The 21783-nt window shown below is 52.8% G+C and carries 18 protein-coding genes; all 18 read left to right on the top strand.

The window, feature by feature from the left end; all coding sequences use genetic code 11:
• Positions 1–28 precede the first annotated feature (28 nt).
• The 18 genes from serC to ACYZT9_RS18875 all read left to right on the top strand — a co-directional run bounded on the left by serC (position 29) and on the right by ACYZT9_RS18875 (position 21758).
• Positions 29–1114: a 3-phosphoserine/phosphohydroxythreonine transaminase gene (gene serC, locus ACYZT9_RS18960; protein WP_462010258.1), complete on the top strand. Its 1086-nt coding sequence runs from the start codon at positions 29–31 to the stop codon at positions 1112–1114.
• Complete coding sequence (gene pheA, locus ACYZT9_RS18955; protein ID WP_030128742.1) at positions 1114–2208, top strand: prephenate dehydratase; 1095 nt, start codon at positions 1114–1116, stop codon at positions 2206–2208. The genes serC and pheA overlap by 1 nt, the downstream gene beginning before the upstream one ends.
• 10 nt (positions 2209–2218) lie before the next feature.
• Positions 2219–3331 carry a histidinol-phosphate transaminase gene (gene hisC / locus ACYZT9_RS18950; RefSeq protein ID WP_462006894.1) on the top strand — a complete coding sequence of 371 codons (1113 nt, stop codon included), beginning with the start codon at positions 2219–2221 and terminating at the stop codon, positions 3329–3331.
• A gap of 28 nt (positions 3332–3359) precedes the next feature.
• Entirely contained in the window at positions 3360–5567 is a 2208-nt protein-coding gene (locus tag ACYZT9_RS18945) for a bifunctional prephenate dehydrogenase/3-phosphoshikimate 1-carboxyvinyltransferase (RefSeq protein ID WP_462010257.1), read from the top strand.
• Positions 5564–6253 carry a (d)CMP kinase gene (cmk, locus tag ACYZT9_RS18940; protein WP_462006893.1) on the top strand — a complete coding sequence of 230 codons (690 nt, stop codon included), beginning with the start codon at positions 5564–5566 and terminating at the stop codon, positions 6251–6253. The genes ACYZT9_RS18945 and cmk overlap by 4 nt, the downstream gene beginning before the upstream one ends.
• 119 nt (positions 6254–6372) lie before the next feature.
• The gene (gene rpsA, locus ACYZT9_RS18935; RefSeq protein WP_461951209.1) at positions 6373–8067 is read left to right on the top strand and encodes a 30S ribosomal protein S1; all 1695 of its coding nucleotides are present in this window, start codon (positions 6373–6375) and stop codon (positions 8065–8067) included.
• Between the two features lie 217 nt (positions 8068–8284).
• A complete protein-coding gene (locus ACYZT9_RS18930; protein WP_462006892.1) occupies positions 8285–8563 on the top strand; it encodes a hypothetical protein in 279 nt (92 codons plus the stop codon).
• A gap of 133 nt (positions 8564–8696) precedes the next feature.
• A complete protein-coding gene (gene ihfB, locus ACYZT9_RS18925; RefSeq protein ID WP_008031786.1) occupies positions 8697–8993 on the top strand; it encodes an integration host factor subunit beta in 297 nt (98 codons plus the stop codon).
• Positions 8994–9864: 871 nt separating this feature from the next.
• Positions 9865–11178 carry a UDP-N-acetyl-D-glucosamine 6-dehydrogenase gene (gene wbpA, locus ACYZT9_RS18920; protein WP_462006891.1) on the top strand — a complete coding sequence of 438 codons (1314 nt, stop codon included), beginning with the start codon at positions 9865–9867 and terminating at the stop codon, positions 11176–11178.
• A gap of 65 nt (positions 11179–11243) precedes the next feature.
• Positions 11244–12194: a Gfo/Idh/MocA family protein gene (locus tag ACYZT9_RS18915; protein ID WP_462006890.1), complete on the top strand. Its 951-nt coding sequence runs from the start codon at positions 11244–11246 to the stop codon at positions 12192–12194.
• A gap of 3 nt (positions 12195–12197) precedes the next feature.
• Entirely contained in the window at positions 12198–12782 is a 585-nt protein-coding gene (gene wbpD / locus ACYZT9_RS18910; protein ID WP_462006889.1) for a UDP-2-acetamido-3-amino-2,3-dideoxy-D-glucuronate N-acetyltransferase, read from the top strand.
• Positions 12779–13858: a DegT/DnrJ/EryC1/StrS family aminotransferase gene (locus ACYZT9_RS18905; protein WP_462006888.1), complete on the top strand. Its 1080-nt coding sequence runs from the start codon at positions 12779–12781 to the stop codon at positions 13856–13858. The genes wbpD and ACYZT9_RS18905 overlap by 4 nt, the downstream gene beginning before the upstream one ends.
• A gap of 69 nt (positions 13859–13927) precedes the next feature.
• Complete coding sequence (locus tag ACYZT9_RS18900; RefSeq protein ID WP_462006887.1) at positions 13928–15769, top strand: acyltransferase family protein; 1842 nt, start codon at positions 13928–13930, stop codon at positions 15767–15769.
• A 4-nt stretch (positions 15770–15773) separates the two neighbouring features.
• Positions 15774–17057, top strand: coding sequence for an oligosaccharide flippase family protein (locus ACYZT9_RS18895; protein ID WP_462006886.1), 1284 nt, complete (start codon positions 15774–15776; stop codon positions 17055–17057).
• A complete protein-coding gene (locus ACYZT9_RS18890; RefSeq protein ID WP_462006885.1) occupies positions 17054–18004 on the top strand; it encodes a methionyl-tRNA formyltransferase in 951 nt (316 codons plus the stop codon). Before ACYZT9_RS18895 ends, ACYZT9_RS18890 begins: the two co-directional genes overlap by 4 nt.
• Positions 18001–18960, top strand: coding sequence for a GNAT family N-acetyltransferase (locus ACYZT9_RS18885; RefSeq protein WP_462006884.1), 960 nt, complete (start codon positions 18001–18003; stop codon positions 18958–18960). The genes ACYZT9_RS18890 and ACYZT9_RS18885 overlap by 4 nt, the downstream gene beginning before the upstream one ends.
• Positions 18960–20363 carry a polysaccharide deacetylase family protein gene (locus ACYZT9_RS18880; protein ID WP_462006883.1) on the top strand — a complete coding sequence of 468 codons (1404 nt, stop codon included), beginning with the start codon at positions 18960–18962 and terminating at the stop codon, positions 20361–20363. Before ACYZT9_RS18885 ends, ACYZT9_RS18880 begins: the two co-directional genes overlap by 1 nt.
• Before the next feature lie 132 nt (positions 20364–20495).
• Positions 20496–21758 (top strand): hypothetical protein, encoded by a 1263-nt coding sequence (locus tag ACYZT9_RS18875; protein ID WP_462006882.1) that lies wholly within the window; start codon positions 20496–20498, stop codon positions 21756–21758.
• Positions 21759–21783: the final 25 nt, after the last annotated feature.

Below are 21783 nucleotides of genomic sequence, written 5' to 3'. Positions count from 1 at the left end.
CTACCACCAAATCAGAGCGAGATTGGATGTGAGCAAGAGAGCCTATAACTTCTGTGCCGGTCCTGCGGCACTTCCCGAAGCTGTCCTGCAGCGCGCCCAGGGTGAACTCCTTGATTGGCACGGCAAGGGCCTCTCGGTCATGGAAATGAGCCATCGCAGTGATGAGTTCGTGTCCATCGCGACCAAGGCCGAGCAGGATCTGCGTGATCTGCTGAATATCCCCTCGAACTATAAAGTGCTGTTCCTGCAAGGTGGCGCGAGCCAGCAATTTGCTCAGATCCCGCTGAACCTGTTGCCGGAAAGCGGCTCTGCCGACTATATCGACACCGGTATCTGGTCGCAGAAAGCCATCGAAGAAGCGTCGCGCTACGGCCACGTCAACGTCGCCGCCACCGCCAAGCCTTACGACTATTTCGCGATTCCCGGTCAGAACGAATGGAAGCTGTCGAAAGACGCGGCCTACGTTCACTACGCGCCGAACGAAACCATTGGCGGCCTGGAATTCCAGTGGATTCCGGAAACCGGTGACGTTCCGTTGGTCGCCGACATGTCTTCGGACATCCTCTCGCGTCCAATCGATGTCTCGCGCTTCGGCATGATCTACGCCGGCGCCCAGAAAAACATCGGCCCGAGCGGGATCGTCGTCAACATCGTTCGCGAAGACCTGGTGGGCAAGGCCCGTTCGCTGTGCCCGACCATGCTCGACTATAAAGTCGCCGCCGATAACGGTTCGATGTACAACACGCCGCCCACCCTGGCCTGGTACTTGTCCGGTCTGGTCTTCGAGTGGCTGAAAGAGCAGGGTGGCGTCGAAGCCATTGGCAAGCTCAACGAAGTGAAACAGCGCACCCTGTACGACTTCATCGATGCCAGCGGCTTGTACAGCAATCCGATCAACAAGTCCGACCGCTCGTGGATGAACGTGCCTTTCCGCCTGGCGGACGACCGTCTCGACAAGCCGTTCCTGGCCGGTGCCGACGAGCGTGGCCTGCTGAACCTCAAGGGGCACCGTTCCGTGGGCGGCATGCGCGCCTCCATCTATAACGCCGTCGACATCGTTGCGGTCAACGCACTGATTTCGTACATGGCAGAGTTCGAGAAGGAGCACGGCTGATGTCTGAGCAAGAACTCAAGGCACTGCGCCTGCGCATTGATGCCCTGGACGAAAAAGTCCTGGAGCTGATCAGTGAGCGCGCACGCTGCGCCCAGGAAGTTGCGCGAGTAAAGATGGCCTCGCTGGCCGAAGGCGAAGTGCCGGTGTTCTATCGTCCTGAGCGCGAAGCTCAGGTGCTCAAGCGCGTGATGGAGCGCAACCAGGGCCCGCTGGGCAACGAAGAGATGGCGCGGCTGTTCCGCGAAATCATGTCCTCGTGCCTGGCCCTCGAGCAGCCGCTGAAAGTGGCTTACCTCGGCCCGGAAGGCACCTTCACTCAAGCGGCAGCCATGAAGCACTTCGGTCACGCCGTGATCAGCAAGCCGATGGCGGCGATCGATGAAGTGTTCCGCGAAGTGGCGGCCGGTGCGGTGAATTTTGGCGTGGTCCCGGTGGAAAACTCCACCGAAGGCGCGGTCAACCACACCCTCGACAGCTTCCTCGAACACGACATGGTCATCTGTGGCGAAGTCGAATTGCGGATTCACCACCACTTGCTGGTCGGTGAAAACACCAAGACCGATAGCATCAGCCGCATCTATTCCCACGCCCAGTCGCTGGCCCAGTGCCGCAAGTGGCTGGATGCACACTACCCGAATGTCGAGCGCGTCGCGGTTTCCAGCAATGCCGAGGCGGCGAAGCGGGTCAAGGGTGAGTGGAACTCGGCGGCCATTGCTGGCGACATGGCCGCAGGCTTGTACGGGCTGACCCGTCTGGCCGAGAAAATCGAGGATCGTCCGGACAACTCCACGCGATTCCTGATGATCGGTAGCCAGGAAGTGCCGCCGACCGGCGACGACAAGACCTCGATCATTGTGTCGATGAGCAACAAGCCAGGTGCGCTGCATGAGCTGTTGGTGCCGTTCCACGACAATGGCATCGACCTGACACGAATCGAGACGCGTCCTTCGCGCAGCGGTAAGTGGACCTACGTGTTCTTTATCGACTTCGTCGGCCACCACCGCGATCCGCTGATAAAAGGTGTGCTGGAAAAGATCAGCCAGGAAGCAGTAGCACTTAAAGTGTTGGGTTCCTACCCGAAAGCCGTTCTCTAAGGGGTAGCAAATGAGTGGCAACTTCCTCGCTCTGGCACAGCCGGGCGTGCAACAACTTTCGCCGTACGTGCCGGGCAAACCCGTGGACGAACTGGCGCGCGAGCTGAAGATCGACCCGGCCAGCATCGTCAAACTGGCGAGCAACGAAAACCCGTTGGGTGCCAGTCCCAAGGCTTTGGCGGCGATTCGCGAAGAGCTGGCCGAGCTGACCCGTTATCCGGATGGCAACGGTTTTGCGCTCAAGACGCTGCTGGCCGATCAATGCTGCGTCGAGCTGAATCAGGTGACGCTGGGCAATGGCTCCAACGACATTCTGGAGCTGGTCGCTCGCGCTTATCTGGCACCGGGACTGAACGCGGTGTTCAGTGAGCATGCTTTTGCGGTCTATCCGATCGTTACACAAGCCGTCGGTGCGACGGCAAAAGTGATTCCGGCCAAAGACTGGGGTCACGATCTGTCGGCCATGCTGGCCGCGATCGACGCTGATACCCGCGTGGTGTTCATTGCCAACCCGAACAACCCGACGGGGACCTGGTTTGGCGCGGAAGCGCTGGACGAGTTCCTGCAGGACGTACCGGAACACGTGCTGGTGGTGCTGGATGAAGCCTACATCGAATACGCCGAAGGCAGCGACCTGCCGGATGGTCTCGACTATCTGGCGGCTTACCCGAATTTGCTGGTCTCGCGCACCTTCTCCAAAGCCTACGGCCTGGCGGCGTTGCGGGTCGGTTATGGCTTGTCCACCGCGGTGGTTGCCGATGTGCTGAACCGCGTTCGTCAGCCGTTCAACGTCAACAGCCTGGCCCTGGCGGCTGCGTGCGCTGCACTGCAAGATACCGATTACCTGGCTGAAAGCCGTCGCCTGAATGAAACCGGCATGCAGCAAATGGAAGCGGGTTTCCGTGATCTGGGGCTGAGCTGGATTCCGTCCAAGGGCAACTTCATCTGCGTCGATTTGGGCCGTGTTGCTGCCCCGGTCTTTCTGGGCCTGTTGCGCGAAGGCGTGATCGTGCGTCCGGTGGCCAACTACGGCATGCCGAACCACCTGCGCATTACCATCGGCCTGCCGGCGGAAAACAGCCGCTTCCTTGAGGCGCTGACCAAGGTTCTGGCTCGTGGTTGATGTCACTGCTCTGCAATCTGCGGAACCTATGATCGGTCGCCTGGTGGTGGTCGGTCTGGGGTTGATCGGCGGTTCGTTTGCCAAGGGTTTGCGTGAAAGCGGCCTGTGCCGCGAAGTGGTCGGTGTCGATCTCGATCCGCAATCGCGCAAGCTCGCGGTTGAGTTGGGTGTGGTCGATCGCTGTGAAGAAGACCTGGCGGTAGCCTGCCAGGGCGCTGACGTGATTCAGCTCGCCGTGCCGATCCTCGCCATGGAAAAGATGCTCGGACGCTTGGCTGGCATGGACCTTGGGCAAGCTATTCTGACCGACGTCGGCAGCGCCAAGGGTAACGTTGTGCGCGCCGCAACCGAAGCCTTTGGCGGCATGCCGTCGCGATTCGTACCGGGCCATCCGATTGCGGGTTCCGAGCAGAGCGGGGTGGAAGCCTCCAACGCCGGACTATTTCATCGCCATAAAGTGATTCTGACACCGCTGGATCAAACCGATCCGGTCGCACTGGCATTGGTCGACCGTTTGTGGCGTGAACTGGGCGCCGATGTCGAGCATATGCAGGTCGAACGCCACGACGAAGTGTTGGCGGCGACCAGCCATTTGCCGCACTTGCTGGCGTTCGGTTTGGTCGATTCACTGGCCAAGCGCAATGAAAATCTTGAGATCTTCCGTTACGCTGCCGGCGGTTTCCGTGATTTCACAAGAATCGCGGGAAGCGACCCGGTCATGTGGCACGACATCTTCCTCGCCAACCGCGAAGCTGTCCTGCGCACACTCGATACATTTCGCAGCGACCTCGACGCCTTGCGCGACGCGGTCGATGCAGGGGATGGGCACCAATTGTTGGGCGTTTTCACTCGCGCCCGGGTTGCCCGCGAACATTTCAGTAAAATCCTGGCCCGCCGGGCTTATGTGGACGCTATGAACTCCAACGACCTGATTTTCCTGGCACAACCTGGTGGCCGCCTGACTGGGCGGATTCGTGTACCGGGCGACAAATCGATTTCCCACCGTTCGATCATGCTCGGCTCCCTGGCCGAAGGCGTCACCGAAGTCGAAGGCTTCCTCGAGGGCGAAGACGCCCTGGCGACCTTGCAGGCTTTCCGTGACATGGGCGTCGTGATCGAAGGACCGCACCACGGGCGCGTGACCATCCATGGCGTCGGTCTGCACGGCTTGAAGCCTGCGCCAGGTCCGATCTATCTGGGCAACTCCGGCACCTCGATGCGTCTGCTGTCCGGCCTGTTGGCTGCGCAGAACTTCGACAGCACCCTGACGGGTGACGCCTCGCTGTCCAAGCGTCCGATGAATCGCGTGGCCAATCCGCTGCGCGAAATGGGCGCCGAGATCGAGACCGCTGCAGAAGGCCGTCCGCCGATGACCATTCGTGGCGGCAACAAGCTAAAAGGCCTGGCCTACACCATGCCGATGGCCAGCGCTCAGGTTAAATCCTGCCTGCTGTTGGCCGGTCTGTACGCCGAAGGCCAGACCGCCGTCACCGAGCCTGCACCGACTCGCGATCACACCGAGCGCATGCTGCGCGGCTTCGGCTATCCGGTGACCGTCGACGGCGCGACCGCATCGGTAGAGTCCGGGCACAAGCTGACCGCGACCCACATTGAAGTGCCGGGCGACATTTCGTCTTCCGCGTTTTTCCTGGTGGCGGCGTCGATCGCCGAAGGTTCTGAACTGGTACTCGAGCACGTCGGCATCAACCCGACCCGTACCGGCGTAATCGACATCCTGCGCCTGATGGGGGCGGACATCACCCTGGAAAACCAGCGTGAAGTCGGCGGCGAACCGGTAGCAGACCTGCGCGTCCGTGCAGCTAAACTCAAGGGCATCGAGATTCCGGAAGCGCTGGTGCCATTGGCCATCGATGAATTCCCGGTGCTGTTCGTGGCGGCCGCGTGTGCCGAAGGGCGCACCATCCTGCGCGGCGCTGAAGAGCTGCGAGTCAAAGAGTCGGACCGCATTCAGGTCATGGCCGACGGCTTGCTGGCACTGGGCGTCAAATGCGAACCGACCCCGGACGGCATCATCATCGACGGCGGTCTGATCGGTGGTGGCGAAGTGCATGGACACGGTGATCACCGGATTGCCATGGCGTTCAGCGTTGCATCGCTGCGTGCTACCGCGCCGATCCGCATCCATGATTGCGCCAACGTCGCGACCTCGTTCCCGAACTTCCTGGCGCTGTGCGCTCAGGTCGGTATCCGTGTTGCACAAGAGGCTCAGTCGTGAATATCAAGCCACCGGTCATCACCATCGACGGCCCGAGCGGGTCGGGTAAAGGCACGATTGCCGGCATTCTGGCCAAGCGTCTGGGTTGGTGTCTGCTGGACTCCGGTGCGTTGTATCGATTGCTGGCATTTGCCGCGCGTAACCATGGCGTCGATCTGACCAATGAAGAGTCGCTGAAGCTGCTTGCGGCTCATCTGGACGTGCAGTTCGTCGGGGCGACCGAAGGTCATCCGCAGCGCATCATCCTCGAAGGCGACGATGTCACCGACGATTTGCGCAACGAACAGGTCGGCGCTTGGGCCTCGCAAGTGGCGGCTCTGCCGGCGGTGCGCGATGCTCTGCTACAGCGTCAGCGGGCGTTTCAGGAGCCACCGGGTCTGGTGGCCGATGGTCGCGACATGGGCACCGTGGTTTTCCCTGATGCGCCGCTTAAGATATTCCTCACTGCCAGTGCCGAGGAGCGTGCGCGCCGTCGTTACTTGCAGTTGAAGGGCAAAGTCGATGGTGTTAGTCTGTCGAGTCTGCTAGATGAGATACGTGTCCGCGACGAGCGTGACACCCAGCGAGCGGTAGCCCCGCTCAAGCCGGCGGCTGACGCCATTCAGCTGGATTCCACGGAATTATCCATCGATCAGGTGCTGGAACGCATCATGAGCGAGATCGCAATCCGCGATATCGCCGGGTGACCAAGAAGCTGCGCAGGGGACCAGTCATAGTCCTGCGCTGTTTCTTTAAATGAACGTAACCCACGTCGTCTGGGATGTGGAGATGGGCGTATTCTTCGCCCTTATACTCAGGAATTAAAATGAGCGAAAGCTTTGCGGAACTCTTTGAAGAAAGCCTAAAAACCCTGAACCTTCAGGCAGGCTCCATCATCACCGGTGTTATCGTTGATATCGATTACCAAGCTCGTTGGGTAACCGTTCACGCTGGCCTGAAGTCTGAAGCACTCATCCCGCTTGAGCAGTTCTACAACGACGCTGGCGAACTGAACATCAACGTCGGTGACGAAGTTCACGTAGCGCTGGATTCGGTTGAAGACGGCTTTGGTGAAACCAAGCTGTCCCGTGAAAAAGCCAAGCGCGCTGAATGCTGGATTGTTCTGGAAGCTGCCTTCGCAGCCGAGGAAGTGGTCAAGGGCGTTATCAACGGTAAGGTTAAAGGCGGCTTCACTGTCGACGTTAACGGCATCCGTGCGTTCCTGCCAGGTTCCCTGGTTGACGTCCGTCCTGTGCGCGACACCACGCACCTGGAAGGCAAAGAGCTGGAATTCAAGGTCATCAAGCTCGACCAGAAACGCAACAACGTTGTCGTTTCCCGTCGCAGTGTCCTCGAAGCCGAGAACTCCGCCGAGCGTGAAGCTCTGCTGGAATCCCTGCAGGAAGGTCAACAAGTCAAAGGTATCGTCAAGAACCTCACCGATTACGGCGCATTCGTCGATCTGGGTGGCGTCGATGGCCTGCTGCACATTACCGACATGGCTTGGAAGCGTATCAAGCATCCTTCCGAAATCGTCAACGTTGGCGACGAGATCGATGTCAAGGTTCTGAAGTACGATCGCGAACGCAATCGTGTTTCCCTGGGCCTCAAGCAACTGGGCGAAGATCCATGGGTTGCTATCAAAGCCCGTTACCCAGAAAGCACTCGCGTTACCGCTCGTGTAACCAACCTGACCGACTACGGCTGCTTCGCTGAGCTGGAAGAAGGCGTTGAAGGTCTGGTACACGTTTCCGAAATGGACTGGACCAACAAGAACATCCACCCTTCGAAAGTCGTACAAGTCGGCGACGAAGTGGAAGTCATGGTTCTGGACATCGACGAAGAGCGTCGTCGTATCTCCCTCGGCATCAAGCAGTGCAAATCTAACCCATGGGAAGATTTCTCTGGCCAGTTCAACAAGGGCGATAAAATCTCCGGCACCATCAAGTCGATCACCGATTTCGGTATCTTCATTGGTCTGGACGGCGGCATCGACGGTCTGGTTCACCTGTCCGACATCTCCTGGAACGAAGTGGGCGAAGAAGCCGTTCGCCGCTTCAAGAAGGGCGACGAGCTGGACACCGTTATCCTGTCGGTTGACCCAGAGCGCGAGCGCATCTCCCTGGGTATCAAGCAACTGGAAAGCGATCCGTTCTCCGAGTACGTTCAAGAGAACGACAAAGGCGCAATCGTTAAAGGCATCGTGAAAGAAGTTGACGCTAAAGGCGCCATCATCACCTTGGCCGACGATATCGAAGCGACTCTGAAGGCCTCCGAAATCAGCCGTGACCGCGTTGAAGACGCGCGTAACGTTCTGAAAGAAGGCGAAGAAGTCGAAGCCAAGATCATCAGCGTTGACCGCAAGAGCCGCGTAATCCAGCTCTCCATCAAGTCGAAAGACGTTGAAGAAGAGAAAGAAGCAATCCAGAGCCTGCGCGACAAGCCAGCTTCGGATGCTCCTGCTGCTGGTCCTACCACTCTGGGCGACCTGTTGCGTGCACAAATGGAAAAACAGAACTAAGTTCTGTCAGACCATAGAAAAAGGGCGACTTCGGTCGCCCTTTTTTGTGGGCGCGATTTGATGCGCCCAAGGATCGAATGGCGTGAGTTGTCCGCCCATGAAACCAATAGTCCCGCGAAGCTGTCTCTTTCTTTAATCGGATCAATTGCTTATTTGCAGCTAGTCTTCAGCCAGAAGCGAACGGCAGTCGGGCAGCGCGCCTGGCATAAGGAAGTGAATGAACAAGCTCATTGTCGCAATAGCGGTACTGACATTGGCGGGTTGTGCCACTAGTGCTAAAACTCATGCCGTTCGTGGTGTCAGTGGCATCGAGGTGGATTGCTCGGGATTGGGGTCGGGTTGGGAGAAGTGTCGCAAGCGCGCTGCCAAAGAGTGCAAGGGGGCAGGTTACAAGGTGGTCACTCGATCTGATGATGCCAAGGATGAAGATGAATATTTTTTCGGCTTCAATCCTGCGGGTTACCTGACGCGCACCATGCTGGTTATCTGCAGATGAACAGGTCAAGGAGGCCAATGTTCACGCTGAATATCGTTAAAGATATGTCAGGACACGGGCTGTTCAAATTCCTCCGGGCATGCTAAAACCTTTGAAGCGATTTTCCTAGCTGCTTGAAAAAGAAGGGAAAAATATGACGAAGTCGGAGTTGATCGAACGAATTGTCACCCATCAAGGGCTGCTCTCATCGAAGGATGTGGAGTTGGCTATCAAGACTATGCTTGAACAGATGTCCCAATGTCTGGCCACCGGTGATCGGATTGAGATTCGGGGGTTTGGCAGTTTCTCCCTGCACTACCGCGCGCCGCGTGTGGGGCGTAATCCGAAGACCGGGCAGTCGGTGAGTCTTGATGGGAAATTTGTTCCGCACTTCAAGCCGGGGAAGGAGCTGCGGGATCGGGTGAATGAGGATGAAGAGAATGATCTTTGATCGTTGGCGGGGCGTAGATGAGTAGGATCATGCGCATGGTAGCGCTCACTTCAGTCTTGTTTGTTGCTGCGCTCGTGGTTGTGTTCGTACTGGAAAACAATCAGCCCGCAACTATGACTATGCTCGGTTGGTCGGCTCCACAGTTGCCATTCGCAGCCTATATGATCATAGCGTTGCTGTTAGGTTGGGGTGTAGGGTCTGTGACCTGGTTTGTGGGTGCTAGGTTGAGGCGCCGAAGCTAGAATAGCTTGAGCGAAATGGTGTTAATGAAGCGCAGCTCCCTATGCAAGGCAATGCTGTAGCTAAACCTTGTTAAAATAAGAATGGTTGGTTAGAGCTTTTTAACGTGTTGAGGTCACAAAAGTAGTTGGTTGGCGCGATTACGTTGGTTGTTATGCTTTTTGCTGTGGCGTTCGCAAGTATCAAATGTTTCCTCAAAGATTGAAGATGTAGAATGTCTTAATTGCGATTGCACATTAATTGCGATTGCACAATCTCTGACCCATTTTCGAATGGTGTTTCTCGACAGTCCCGCACGCTCGGCTATCTGATTCGTCGACAGCTTGTCGCAAAAATACATTCGTCGGGTTTTTGTCTGTCATTTCTATGCTGCTCACCCTATGTTTTCCTGCTCAAAAATTGAGCGGGAGAGGTCTTGGGTGTCTTGTTCAGGGTTTCCGTAGGGGGATGTCGTGCTGCCGCTGTCGCGCGCCGTCAGCTCTGGCGGGGGTCTGCAGTCCTGCGGTGAGCAATAAGCGCTATGCTATGGAGCTCCGATCATTTATTATTCCGCGCCTGACAGAATTTTTGCGCCAAGCTTGAAGGTTTGGCGTGAGCTGTATAAGTATAAGTAGTGTATTTGGAGTCGTACATGTCCGATCAAACCCAATCCAGTATTGCCAGATTCAAAAGCAAGGAAGCCATCATCGGTATAGTGGGTCTGGGGTATGTTGGTCTACCGCTGATGCTGCGTTATAACGCTATCGGTTTTCGTGTATTGGGCATTGATATTGATCTTAATAAAGTTGATATGCTCAATGCGGGTGAAAGTGAGATTGAGCATATCTCTAATGAGAGTATTGCCCAGGCGCGTGCTTCGGGTTTTGAGGCCACTGCTGATTTTCGTCGTGTCAGTGAATGCGACGCGCTGATCCTTTGCGTGCCAACGCCGTTGAACAAGTATCGCGAGCCGGACTTGAGCTACGTGATCGATACCACCAACTCAATCAAACCTTACCTGCGTGCCGGCCAGGTCGTGTCTCTGGAAAGCACCACCTACCCAGGCACGACCGAGGAAGAGCTCCTGCCTCGCGTGCAGGAAGGTGGTCTGAAGGTCGGTGAGGACCTGTTCCTTATCTACTCGCCCGAGCGCGAAGATCCGGGCAATCCCAACTTCGAGACTCGCACCATTCCCAAGGTGGTCGGCGGCCATACCCCGAATTGCCTGCAAGTAGGTATTGCGCTTTACGAGCAGGCGATCGACCAAGTCGTGCCAGTGAGCTCGACCAAGGCCGCAGAGCTGACCAAGCTGCTGGAAAATATCCATCGTGCGGTCAATATCGGCCTGGTCAACGAAATGAAAGTCGTGGCTGATCGCATGGGCATCGACATCTTCGAAGTGGTCGATGCTGCGGCGACCAAGCCGTTTGGTTTCACCGCCTACTATCCGGGCCCGGGCCTGGGTGGCCACTGCATTCCAATCGATCCTTTCTATCTGACCTGGAAGGCGCGTGAGTATGGTCTGCATACTCGCTTCATCGAATTGTCGGGTGAAATCAACAAGGCCATGCCTGAGTATGTGGTTGGCAAGTTGGTGGACGGTCTCAACGAGCAGGGTCGAGCACTAAAGGGCAGCCGCGTACTCGTCTTGGGTATCGCCTATAAAAAGAACGTCGACGACATGCGTGAGTCGCCATCCGTCGAGATCATGGAGCTGCTCGAAGCCAAAGGGGCCGAAGTGGCCTACAGCGATCCGCATGTGCCTGTCTTCCCGGAAATGCGTGAGCACCATTTCACATTGTCCAGCGAGTCGTTGACAGCCGAGAACCTGGCGTCCTTCGATGCCGTGGTGCTGGCAACGGATCACGAAAAGTTTGACTACGAGTTGATCAAATTGCATTCGCGATTGATCGTCGATAGTCGCGGCAAATACCGCACGCCCGCGGCCAACGTCATTAAAGCCTAACCTGGATGGCGTCGCTCGGGATTGTTCGGCGACGCTCCTGCTCAACCGTCTTCTCGAGATCTTCCATGAAACGTTTTGCCCTCATCGGTGCTGCCGGCTATATCGCGCCGCGCCACATGCGCGCTATCAAGGACACCGGCAACGAACTGATTTGTGCCTACGACATCAATGATTCGGTCGGCATCATCGACAGCCTCTCTCCGCAGAGCGAATTCTTCACCGAATTCGAGCGCTTCTATGATCACGCCTGGCGCTTGAAGCGTGATCCGGGGCAGGCACTGGACTTTGTTTCGGTCTGCTCGCCCAACTACCTGCATCACTCGCATATCACTGCGGGCCTGCGTCTTGGTTGTGACGTAATCTGCGAGAAGCCGCTGGTGCCCACCGCTGCGATGCTGGATGACCTGGCACTGACTGAACGCGAAACCGGCAAGCGCCTGTTCAATATTCTTCAGCTGCGTCATCATCAGGCCATCATTGATCTGAAAGAGAAGGTCCAGGGCGGCGCGCAAGACCACAAGCATGAGGTCGAGCTCACCTACATTACCAGCCGAGGCAAGTGGTACATGGAGAGCTGGAAGGGTGACCCGCGCAAGTCGTTCGGTGTCGCCACCAATATCGGGGTGCATTTCTACGATATGCTGCACTTCATCTTCGGCAAGTTGCAGCGCAACGTCGTTCACTTCGTCAATGAGTCCAAGGCGGCCGGTTACCTGGAATACGAAAACGCTCGGGTGCGCTGGTTCCTGTCAATCGATGCCAATGACCTGCCAGATTCGGTCAAGGGCAAGAAGCCAACCTATCGTTCGATTACCTGCGACGGTGCTGAGATCGAGTTTTCCGAAGGCTTCACTGATCTGCACACAGTCAGTTACCAGGCCATTCTCGACGGCAAAGGCTATGGCATCGAGGATGCTCGTCACTGCGTGGAAACCGTAGAGACCATTCGCACCATGACCCCAGGCCGCGCCCAGAACGGTGAAGGTCACCCCATCCTCGCACACCTGCTGGGCTGACCCATGAGCTATTACCAGCACTCCAGTGCCATCGTGGATGACGGTGCGCAAATCGGTGAAGGGTCGCGTGTCTGGCACTTTGTTCATGTCTGTGGCGGCGCCCGCATCGGCGTCGGCGTTTCGCTCGGCCAGAACGTGTTCGTCGGCAACAAGGTCGTTATCGGGGATCACTGCAAGATCCAGAACAACGTGTCGGTTTACGACAACGTCACGCTCGAAGAGGGCGTTTTCTGTGGTCCGAGCATGGTTTTCACCAACGTCTACAATCCGCGCTCCCTGGTCGAGCGCAAGGATCAGTACCGCGATACGCTGGTGAAGAAGGGCGCCACGCTTGGTGCGAACTGCACCATCGTGTGCGGAGCCACTATCGGCGAGTACTCTTTTGTCGGTGCGGGCGCGGTGGTCAACAAAGACGTACCGGCCTATGCACTGATGGTCGGCGTGCCTGCTCGGCAGATCGGTTGGATGAGTGAGTTCGGTGAGCAATTGGACCTGCCTCTGGAAGGAGAGGCCAGTACGCATTGCATTCATACGGGTGTGCGCTATGTCCTCAGAGGCAAGGCGTTGAGCAAGGAAGACGCACAATGATTGAATTTATCGACCTGAAGACCCAGCAAGCGCTGATTCGCAAGGAAATCGATGCGGGTATTGCGCGCGTGCTCGAACACGGCCAATACATCCTGGGTCCGGAAGTCGCGGAACTGGAAGAGAAGCTGGCGGCTTTCGTTGGAGCCAAGTACTGCATTACTGTTGCCAACGGTACCGACGCTCTGCAGATTGTGCAAATGGCACTGGGGATTGGTCCGGGCGATGAAGTCATCACGCCTGGGTTTACCTATATTGCCACGGCGGAAACCGTCGCACTGATGGGGGCCAAGCCGGTCTACGTCGATGTCGATCCGCGCACCTACAATCTTGATCCGCTGCTGCTCGAGGCCGCGATTACTCCGCGCACCAAGGCGATCATTCCGGTCTCACTGTATGGTCAGTGCGCTGACTACGATGCCATCAACGCGATCGCTGCCAAATATGGCATTCCGGTAATTGAAGACGCAGCGCAGAGTTTTGGCGCTACCTACAAGGGTAAGCGTTCGTGCAATCTGACGACTATCGCTTGCACCAGCTTCTTCCCCAGCAAGCCGCTTGGCTGCTATGGAGACGGTGGTGCGATCTTCACCAGTGACGAAGAACTGGCCAAGGTTATGCGCCAGATCGCTCGACATGGCCAGGATCGGCGCTATCACCATGTTCGTGTCGGGGTGAACAGCCGCCTGGATACGATTCAAGCTGCAATTTTGCTACCCAAGCTAGAGATTTTTGAACAAGAAGTTCGACTACGTCATCAGGTAGCGCAACGGTACGATCATCTACTGGAAACAGTAGGGAATCACTCAGCACCTTATATTGAGCCGGGTAATACCAGTGTCTATGCCCAATATACTATTCAAGTGAGTGATCGTAGCGAAGTACAAGAGCGGCTCAAGGCTTCAGGTATTCCTACTGCTGTTCATTACCCGATCCCGCTAAACCGCCAGCCAGCGGTAAAAGATGAGAACGCCAACCTACCGGTCGGGGATGCGATTGCTGAGCGAGTATTGAGCTTGCCGATGCATCCTTATATGGATGAGGCTAGCATAGAATTTATTGTGCATGCATTGCGTTAATTTAGACTAAAAGCGATTGCCGAAACTCGTAAAAGTTTGCATGCATAGTAGACGTGGTGGAGAAGCAAGGTGGGGTCAATAGGCTACCGTACTGATATACAAGGCCTTCGGGCCATTGCCGTATTGGCCGTAATATTTTTTCACTTCAACCCTGCTTGGCTCTCCGGCGGTTTTGTCGGTGTTGACGTTTTTCTGGTTATTTCAGGTTTTCTTATCGTCAGCATCTTGTTGCACAAAAAGGCGCAGCCGGATTACCAGCTAATTAGGACGTTGAGGTACTTTTACGGAAGTCGCCTCAAGCGCATTGCACCTGCATACTTTGTTATGCTCGTTTTAGTGTCTTTAATGGTTTCGGTGCTGTTTTTGCCGCAAGATCTGGATGTTTATAAAAAGAGTCTTAGTAAAGCGGCGTATTTCAATAGTAATGACTATTTTGCTGGGTTCGGTGACTACTTCGCTCCGGTTAACCGTGAGCAGCCCTTGTTACACACTTGGTCGCTGGCTGTAGAAATCCAGTTCTACCTATTGGTGCCCATGTTGGTTTTGGTGGTGCCCACCAAGGCGCTTAAGTGGCTGTTAGCTACTCTGCTGATAGGCTTCACGGCAATTGCTGATTATCGCTTGCGCATACTCGGTATTGAACAAGCAACCTACTATAGTCTCTACGCGCGACTGCCAGAATTTTTCGCTGGCGGTTTGGTTGCTGTTTATGTCTATACAATTGGGTGGGGGAATAAGCCATGGCTCAATGCATTGGGCTTGTCACTGATTGTTTTTGCCGCCATAACCCAACCCCATTTAGGCCATTTTCCTGGTCTCCCGGCGTTGCTGCCTGTAATCGCGACAGCGCTGATATTGATGCACCCGGCTCAAGGCTTTTCTCGGAGGTTACTGGCTAGTCCTATTATGGTTCGGCTGGGGGAGCTCTCCTACTCTTTGTATTTGTGGCATTGGCCTGTGTTGGCTTTGCTGCGTTATTACACAGGCGTCGAAGTACTTAGCTTGCCTTTTAGTTTGTTGTTTTTTGCGCTCACCTTTGTGCTGTCTGTAATGTCTTACTACTGGGTAGAGACTCCACTAAGGGCTCAGCGCGCCCACATCAAGCAGGCGCTGGCGTATTGCTTTTTAGCTCTGGTGATGCTAGCAGCCGTTAAAGGCATAAGTAAGCTCAACGAAGTGGTCTCGCCAACGCAACTCCCTATTGAGTATCAGCGATATGCCGACCCCTCCACGATTTGCCACGGGCAAATCGTGGGAGATTGTTTGAAAGGCGATTTAAATAGTCAAAAAGAAGTTTTAGTACTTGGTGACTCTCACGCGGCCATGCTCAACAATTTTTTTGATCCGCTGGGCAAGGAACTAGGCTTTAAGGCTAGGATCATAACTGCCAGTAGTTGCGTTACAATCCCAAATTTTGACTATAACCGAATTGACGAATGGTCTCGATCATCATGCTTGGCACAGATTGAGCGCGCCCGAATTCCAATTCGGGATGCTTCTGTAATCTTTCTTGCTGCCAGCTGGAGCTGGCAGTTTGAGTCTCTAGAGTTTCAGCGCGCTTTGAGTGAGTTTCTACAGGAGCAAACTCAAGCTGGTAAAAAAATATACCTAATGGCACAAGAGCCACGACTGGCTCAGAATCCTTTGCGGGCTTTACGTTTCAGGGATATTGGTTTGCCGTTTAACGTGGGAATTGATAATAGCTACCTCAATGCTAATATCAGGTTGAAGGGGTATGCAGAAAAATATAAAGGTGTAACTTATTTGAATTTTGAGCGTTCTGGTTTTTTTACAATCGCGCCGTTTTTTAACGGTGAGTTAATCTACCTGGATGAACATCACTTGAATAAGATTGGGGCCGAGAAATATAGCGAAGCGGCAAGGAATGAATTTAAAAGGATAATGGAATAAGCGAATGCTTAAGTTCCTGCCTCAAAGCGCTTACGCCCGCAATGTCATTACCCTAATGACTGGTACTAGCATTGCGCAAGCCATACCTATTGCTGTTAGCCCGATACTAACTCGGATTTACAGTCCCGAACAGTTTGGGTTGTTTGCACTTTTTATGGCAGTGGTATCTATTGCCGGGGTGTTAGTCACCGGACGCTATGAGCAAGCAATACTTCTGCCTAGGCAGGATCGTGATGCTATGCAGGTAGTTGCTCTGTCTGTGCTGCTCAGCGTTGTATTGAGCTGCTTTTTATTGATTATTGTGGTGTTCTTCAACAGTTCAATCGTCGATTTTTTTGGTAATTCAGATTTGGCACCCTGGCTGTACTGGGTGCCATTCTCAATTATGTTGACGGGTGTGTACCAGAGTTTGAATTATTGGAGTAACCGAAAAAGCCAATATAAGCGTCTTGCAATTAGTCGTACCTTGCAAAGTGGTTGTTCATCTGGTGGGCAATTGGCCGGCGGTGCGGCGGGTGCCGGTACTGGTGGTTTGGTGTGGGGGCAGCTGGCGGGACAGTTACTATCGATGTTGGTGCTGGCACGTATGATCTGGTACGAAGACCGGAAATTTATCAATAGTATCAGTAGAAGACGCATTCTGGTTTTGGCGAAAAAATACATCAACTTTCCTAAGTTTTTGATCGTTGCGCACGGTTTTAATACGGCCTCCAGTCAAATGCCTGTAATGCTACTTGGTGCGTTGTTCAATGCGAGTAGCGCAGGTTTCTATACCCTTACTCAGCGGGTGCTGGGAGCTCCGATAACGTTAGTTTCAGGCGCCCTGGGGGATGTATTTAGGCAGGAGGCCAGTCATGCCTATATTCATAATGGTAATTGTCGAGATGTTTATTTGAGGACGTTGCTCCGTCTGGTTGTAATTTCGGTATTGCCGTTCACGGTGTTTTATTTTATTGCACCTGAATTTTTTTCGTGGGTGTTTGGAAGTCAGTGGAGTGTGGCGGGTGAATATGCGCGAATTCTGACGCCAATGTTTTTTCTAAGATTTGTGGTTAGCCCGTTGAGCTCAGTGTTTATGGTGGCAGAAGCTCAAAGGCTCGATCTGGTGTGGCAAATTATGTTGTTTGTAATGGTGGTTGTCGCATTGTTTTTTGGATACTTGCTAGGTGAGGTCCGGTTGGCTTTGATGTTTTTTTCGGCGGCTTACTCATTCTGTTTTATAGTAAATTTATTTATCTCTTATCGCTTGTCCTGTGGCGTATTTAATAAAGAGTTGAAGTCAAAATGAAGGTTGTTTTGATTACTCAAGGTGTTTCGCGCCTGGTAGATCCGTTGTTCAACTCAAGTCATCAGGTGGTGGGTGTTGTAGAGTCCATGCCTCGGGACTTCCATAATAGAAAATCGCATGGGTTGTTATTTCGTTTGTTTAGTTTCCTATATAAACTTTTCAGACCCCGTGCGGTTGATTTGCAGTCTCTTTGTCAGGCAAAAGGCATCCCTTACAATTTTATTTGTACTGGTCGTGATGTTGAGGTCGCCCAGTGGATAAAAGGCCTGCGACCGGATTTGGTTGTGGTTTTTAGTATGTCGCAATTGCTTAAAAGGGAAATTATCAATATACCAAAATATGGTGTGATTAATATGCATCCATCTTGGTTGCCGGCGTATCGTGGTGCGAACCCCGATTTCTGGCAATATTATGATATGGACCTGAATCCTGGTGTTACTGTGCACTATGTTGATCCCGGAGAAGATACGGGCGATATTGTTTTTCAAGAACGTATATCGATTGCGTTGGGGGAGAAGTCGCCGGTCGTTTTAGATAAGTTGATTGGCGGTGTCGGTGTTTCTCTTGTATTAAAGGCGCTGGATGCAATCGAGCGTGGTGAAGCGCCGCGTATTAAGCAGCCTGAGATAAGTCCAACAAGGAGGGCAAGGAACCTAAGTATGGATGAGCATGCTACTATCATCGACTGGCAGCATTGGCCTATTGAAAGAATTTGGCATGTTCTGCGTGGAACAGAGCTTTGGTTGAATGCCATCTCTCCGCCGAAGGGGCTATATACCGGGCAGAGGTGGATTGTCGATGAATTTGTTAAAGCTGAAAATTCAGAGCGGTCCGGTACATTGGTTAAGTTCAGGGGCAGACATTGTGTTGCAACTAAAGATGGCTTTATTTTTTTGTCGCGCAACTTTAGTCTTAAAAAAATGATTATTGGTATTTTACAGAAATGAATGCTAATAAATCTAAATATCGTAAGTTGTGCGCCGAGGAGTCGAGCATACCTGTTTTTAGCCAGGCATGGTGGCTAGACGCGGTCGCTGGTGACGCATGGGATGTCGTACTGCTGGAAAATGATGGGGTTATAACGGCTTCGCTGCCCTTTGTGACCAGGGAGCGTTTTGGTCTAAAGGTAATAGGTCAGCCAGTACTTACTCCAAATCTCGGGCCATGGCTTCGAGTGAGTAGTGCAAGAAATGCCCGGCGATTGGGGCAAGAAAAAAATCTTTTGCAGGCGCTCTATAACCAATTGCCCGCATTTGCTCAATATAGTCAGAACTGGTACTGCGAACGAACTAATTGGTTGCCATTGTATTGGATGGGTTATGAGCAGAGCACGCGCTATACTTATCGCCTTGAGAAGCTAGATGATTTGAAAACGGTGTGGGATGGTTTTGATACCAATATCCGTACTGATATTAGAAAGGCAGAAAATAAATTTGGCATTCAGATTCATTCTGAAATATCCATTGAAAGCTTTTTAACATTAAATAAGAAAGTATTTTCTCGTCAGTCTATGGACTTACCATATGGCGAAGATGTGGTTTTAGGTATTCATGCCGCGGCAACAGGGCAACAGGCTGGCCAGCTTTTTGTGGCAGTAGATGATCAAGGCCGGCATCATGCTGGTGTATACATTATATGGGATAGTAATAGTGCATATTACTTACTTGGTGGTGGTGATCCCGACCTTCGCAACAGCGGAGCAACCAGTCTTTGCATGTGGTATGCTATCCAATTTGCGGCAACTGTGACAAAAAAATTCGACTTTGAAGGTTCTATGATCGAGCCCGTTGAGCGATTTTTCCGAGGTTTTGGTGCTACTCAGACGCCTTACTCTGTCATATCTAAAACCAACTCCAAAATCGTCAAAACAGTTCAATTCTTACGAAAGCTCAAGGACGGCTAATGCGAGAACTCCCATCTTGGTGCACCCCTGCTGCGCTTGCGTGGCTGCAGATCCTTCTCCAAGAGCGTTTTGGCCAGTTGTTCACGCTTCTTATAAAGTCTGACGATACGCTGGCAATTGGTCGTTTAGGTGATGCGCGTTGCATTACTTTTGCGCTGAATGGCGCTAATTTCAATCGTACCGACGCTGATTTGCCTTGCGCGCACTGGAGTGGAGTGGCTGAGGGGTGGAGCACCGTTTTGTCCGCTGATTTACCGGCTCCTGGTGTTTCGAATCTGCATTTGCCATTGATCAAGACTACCGATGGTGGTTATCACGTTGATTACGACATCCTTGGTTTGGTGTACTGGATGTTAACGCGTCAAGAAGAGGTTGGACGTACCGATCTGGACGCTCATGGGCGATTTCCTGCTACATCCTCTCACGCTTTCAAGCACAACTACTTGGAGCGTCCCATTGTCGATGAATGGCTGCATGTGCTTAAGCTGGTGGTCCGCCAGGTTTGGCCTCATCTGGAACTCAACAGTCATAAGTTCACTATCAAAGTTTCACATGATGTTGATACTCCTAGTCTATATGGCTTCAAATCGTGGTATACGGTTGGCCGTATGATGGCAGGTGATCTTCTGAAACGTCACGATATGCGTGCGTTTGCTACCGCCCCCATTGTCAAGTTAGGTACTTCCTCCGCGCTACACGCTGCTGATCCATACAATACGTTTGATTGGATCATGGATCAATCAGAAGCAAACAATCTGCAAAGTGCCTTTTATTTCATCTGTGGTCGTACTGATGCGAGTCGTGACGCAGATTATGAGCCAGAACATCCTGCTATTCGTCAGCTTATGCGTCGTATTCATGCTCGCGGTCATGAAATCGGTTTGCATCCGAGCTATGCTAGTTATCGAGACCCTGCAATTATCGCTGCCGAGTTCCGGCGACTGCGTCAAATTGCGCAAGAAGAGGGTATTACGCAGGCTGAATGGGGTGGGCGTATGCATTACTTGCGTTGGGAGCATCCTGCTACTTTGCGTGCCTGGGCAGATGCGGGTATGAATTATGATAGCACTCTAGGTTACGCGGATCGGCCGGGTTTTCGTTGTGGTACTTGCTATGAGTATCCCGCGTTTGATCCGGTGGCATGTGAAATGCTCTCTTTGCGCATTCGTCCTCTGATCGCCATGGAATGTACAATTATTGATGATATTTATCTCGGTCTAGGGCTAAGTGGGCGGGCGCGAGAAAAGTTTAATAGTTTGAAGGAGGTTTGTGCAAAAGTTGATGGTTGTTTTACTTTGTTGTGGCATAACTCTTGTCTAAATAAGTCTGACTTGCGGAATATGTATTCTAGTGTAATGCAGGATGGTGGCTTGGATTATTCAATTGGCGCTGTCGAATTATGAGAGGCTTGCTCGTAAATATTCAAAAAAAGATGGTTGCTGTGTATTGAGTTTGAATGGTTTTTATATTATTCTGGTGTGCTGCGTGTTTTATCGGGCGTGGTATGGTTAGGGTGAAAAATAGGTAGGCCTTTCGTGATTAGTTCTATTAAAGAACTTGGCATTCGCCGAAATATGAATCTTCCCCTGAGTAAAGGGTTTTGGGGCGGGGTTGCGATGTCTGCCCCTTTTTATGCAGAGTTTTTTTCTTGGTGGTGGGCTGGATTACTGGTTGTTCCTTTTCTTTTGTTCGTGCTCATACATCGAGAGAAAGTAAAGTGCCCGCATGCGGCGGTTTTGCCCATGATAGCCTTAATTTTGCTTCATACGATTGCATTAGGTTTAACCGATACCTTATTTGAATCGCAGGTGGTCAAAGATTTAATCGTCGCCTCTTTCCTTCTTTTTATCTACTTATTAGCTGATGAAGATACATCGGTCGGTTTTTTTTACTTTCTGGTTCCGTTGGCATTAGTTAGTGCGCTGCTAGGTCTGATTAAGGCCGGTTTGCTGGACCGGGGGTATCTAGTTGGAATTCTAAGCGAAAGCTGTTCATACTATCCGCCAGGTTCAGCACTTTGCATTAACTATAACAACTTGGGTCTTATATGGCTTGTGGGAGTCCTCGGTTGCTTAAATAAACGCTTCTGGTGGCTTTTGCCGCTTCTCATTGCCGCAGGTGCATTGTCAGGTTCTCGCCGCTTTGTTGTGCTTATGGTCTTCATACCTGTTGTGTGGGTACTGGTTGAAGGGCGATCTGCAGTGGCTAAGTCATTATTCATAGCGCTTTTTTCTACGGTCCTAGTCTATGTTGTTACAGACCCCGTCTCCTTTGAGCGCTATAGGTTTGGTGGTGAGCCTTACAAGGTGCTGGAGTTTAAATTTGATGCCGAGGTCGTCGAGGGTATTGAGAGTACTCATGTCACTACTAAGATAAATCGGTCAGCCCCCATGGCCATGCTTGGTACTATGGCAGATGGAACGCTGGGCACGGGATCTCGCTTGGATTTCTGGAAGCTCGGTGCGTCCATGTTAAGTTGGCTTCCGCAAGGGTGGGGTTATCACGAGGTTTTTTCGTGCTCTTTTTCTCCTTGTTCAGAATTTAATTATCCGCATATGTCGATTATGACGGAGTGGATAATTGGGGGTGTGATTTTCGGGCTCGTGGCTATTGCGTTTTATGCGTGGCCATTCTCGTTGATTTGGCGCGGGAAACGCGTTTTGCCTATTGCCCTGTTTGTAGTTGCGTTGCCTTATTCTTTGATATCTGGAGATACAGTTTTCTCCTTGCCAATCTGTATTGCTTGTATGCTTGTAGCATTGAGTTCTGTGCGAAGAAATGCGCCGAGAACTTCGTGATTTACCGTCTCTCAATACCGACCAA

The organism is Pseudomonas sp. ZT5P21, assembly GCF_054897785.1.
Note: the sequence above shows the minus strand (reverse complement) of the source record. Positions and strands in the feature narration are given on the sequence as shown.